The organism is Magnetospirillum sp. LM-5 (assembly GCF_902729445.1).
Classification (GTDB): domain Bacteria; phylum Pseudomonadota; class Alphaproteobacteria; order Rhodospirillales; family Magnetospirillaceae; genus Magnetospirillum.
In genome coordinates, this window is the sequence record NZ_CACVCE010000068.1 from 1 (window position 1) to 2,700 (window position 2,700).

The 2,700-nt window shown below is 53.6% G+C and carries 5 protein-coding genes; all 5 read left to right on the forward strand.

Annotated features, from left to right (window positions below):
* Nucleotides 1-418: 418 nt before the first annotated feature.
* Complete coding sequence (locus tag MTBLM5_RS19005; RefSeq protein WP_236686272.1) at nucleotides 419-499, forward strand: ATP-binding protein; 81 nt, start codon at nucleotides 419-421, stop codon at nucleotides 497-499.
* A gap of 160 nt (nucleotides 500-659) precedes the next feature.
* Nucleotides 660-938 carry an HU family DNA-binding protein gene (locus tag MTBLM5_RS17260; protein WP_009867581.1) on the forward strand — a complete coding sequence of 93 codons (279 nt, stop codon included), beginning with the start codon at nucleotides 660-662 and terminating at the stop codon, nucleotides 936-938.
* Nucleotides 928-1,341, forward strand: coding sequence for a MucR family transcriptional regulator (locus MTBLM5_RS17265; protein ID WP_041039469.1), 414 nt, complete (start codon nucleotides 928-930; stop codon nucleotides 1,339-1,341). Before MTBLM5_RS17260 ends, MTBLM5_RS17265 begins: the two co-directional genes overlap by 11 nt.
* A gap of 314 nt (nucleotides 1,342-1,655) precedes the next feature.
* The gene (locus MTBLM5_RS17270) at nucleotides 1,656-2,195 is read left to right on the forward strand and encodes a response regulator (protein WP_254431110.1); all 540 of its coding nucleotides are present in this window, start codon (nucleotides 1,656-1,658) and stop codon (nucleotides 2,193-2,195) included.
* Nucleotides 2,196-2,238: 43 nt separating this feature from the next.
* Nucleotides 2,239-2,700, forward strand: a 462-nt coding sequence (locus MTBLM5_RS17275; RefSeq protein ID WP_254431111.1) for a bacteriohemerythrin, incomplete at its 3' end; no start/stop codon positions are given.

Below are 2,700 nucleotides of genomic sequence, written 5' to 3' on the forward strand. Positions count from 1 at the left end.
CGCCCATAAGATTAAAGCCTTTTGCGTCACATTGGACGCAAAAGGCTTTAATTGTAGGGTCTGCTGCATTATGGACAGCGGCAGTCTTGCTTTCGTTTTGGATGGCGGCTGAAAACGAAAGGCAGCAAGCGGTAGGTCTGGCAATTCAAGAAGCACGAACCAGCGTGCAAACAGATATCGGCTTCCGCCATTGGGCTGCATCCCATGGTGGAGTTTGTGTGGCTCTTGACGCCCAAACTCCCCCGAATCCCCACTTGCACGTTCCCGACCGCGACGTGGTAACCACGACCGGCAAACACCTGACCCTGATGAATCCGGCATACGTGTTGCGTCAACTGATGCAGTCGGGATTTGTCGCCAAGGGACGAATTACGAGTATGAAGGCCATCAATCCGGATTTGCGATCTGCAAGCGGATCATCACACAGCATGGTGGGCAAATTTGGGTGGAGTCAGAACCCGGGCACGGAGCCACCTTCAGGTTCACAGTGCCGGTATAGATTTGGGAACGCACAGCGGCGAGATTGGGGGGCGAGCAATCGCCTTCAGGCGGCTCGACTTTCCTGCTTACCTTGCCGACTCCTGATTAAACCCGTTTGGTTGACGATGCCTGTTCGTCGTGCCATTCGTTATAGCCATACTTTTCGCAGGGAGGGGCAAATGAACAAGTCCGAATTGATCGCCGCCGTCGCCGATGGTGCCAAAATGACCAAGGCCGATGCGGGCAATGCCATTGATGCTGTTTTCGCAGCCATCACCGCCGCCATGAAGTCCGGCGATGATGTGCGTCTGGTCGGCTTTGGAACCTTCTCGGTCTCGGCCCGTCCTGCACGTGAAGGGCGGAATCCGCAGACTGGCAAGGCCCTGACTATCGCGGCCAGCAAGTCTGCTAAATTCACCGCCGGAAAGAGCCTCAAGGACACTATCAATGGCCGATGAAATCAAGGCGCTGACCACCAAGATTGTGGTTGCCTATCTGGGGGGCAACACGGTGGAAGCCAGGGACGTTCCGATTCTGATCAAGTCCGTTTATTCGACTTTGTCCGGTACGGGTACCTCTGCTTCGGCACCGGCTGAACGGCAGCAGCCTGCCGTTTCGGTGAAGCGGTCGGTGACCCCCGATTACATTGTCTGTTTGGAATGTGGTGATCGGCAAAAGATGCTTAAGCGACACCTCACGACTGGGCATGGGCTGACTGCCGACGAGTACCGGGCCAAGTGGGCTTTGCCCAGGGATTACCCTCTCGTCGCCCCGGAATACGCCGCACGCAGATCGGAGTTTGCGAAAGCTGTTGGGCTGGGCTATTCCCGGACGAACAGGAAGCCCAAATCAGCCACCTGATGAACAGGGAAGGGATAGTCATGCCGCCACGTAAGGCTTCCAAGCCCGCAACCGCCCCCAAGCCTGCCAAGGAAGCCAAGAAGACTGGCCGGTCCACCAGAGGTCCGCCACGGCATCGTCGAATCTGAATTCGCCAAGTTGGACCTGAACCTGAGACGTGGCCGGGAATCAGGGAAGAAGGTCGCGGCAGGGGCGTTTGAAGCCGGTCATGCCGCTGGTCCGTCCCTGACCCTTCACCCTGGTGTCCATGGGAAAGGTTCTCGGAAATAAGTAAGGGGCGTTCCCCTGCTAATTGAAGTCATTCAATTGCAATAATGGAATATCTTGGCCTTGCTCTGGGGCACGTGGTACTTATTGGTAACTGCCGATTGATGGCGGCAAATCAACGTCACCAAGATGAAAGCGTGAAATCTATGTTTCCACGAATCCGAAGGGCATTGGTCGTTGATGACGCTAAGCCGATGCGGGAACTGATCAGAATCGCTCTGGGTTCCTTCCATTGCCGCGATGTCATCGAAGTGGAGGATGGCACACTCGCATTCGGTGCCGCCAATATCGTCAGCCTTGAAGACGGCGATTTGACAGATGGCAGCACTGACATCGTTTTTCTCGACTGGATGATGCCCATGCTCGACGGCATAGCCTGCACCAAGCTGATCCGTTCAGGCGGGCTTGATGGCTTTAATGCCGATGTTCCAATCGTCATGGTTACGGCCAGGACAGAAGATGAATGCGAGAGAACGGCTTTGGATGCAGGCGTCACCGTGTTTGTCAGGAAGCCCGTCTCACTTCGCTCACTTTCCGCCGGAATTGCTGAAGCCCTGACCAAAACACCTCAGAAGGTGCTGGCGTAGCCCCCTTTTAAGAAGGGAAGTGACGGGAATAGACTGTAGGCTGGTGGATGCCGCAGGAAATGTCGGCTTGATCGGCAGCGAGGACGATATGCTCAAGCTCACGCAAGACATGATGATCGGGCACCCGATTATTGATGTCGACCACAAGAAGCTTATTAGCATAATAAATCAATTTCTGGTAACTGCGAAAATATCCGAAACCTTAGAAGGGGAAGTTGATGGGCAAAATGAAGCTGCGATGCATGTTACGCTGAAGCAGCTAATTGTCTATACACACGAACACTTTGAGAGAGAAGAAAAAATACAAAGAGAGTGCATGTATCCATATTTCGACATGCACGCCAGAGAGCACCGCGTTTTGAAGGCTCAACTTGAGGAAATGGCGTCATCCTATTTCATCACAAAGTCGAGGAAGGTAAACCGTCAATCCCTTAACGAAATGGGCGAATTCTTAAGGATGTGGCTGTTTAATCATATTATGAAGTTTGACATGAACTACAGGGCA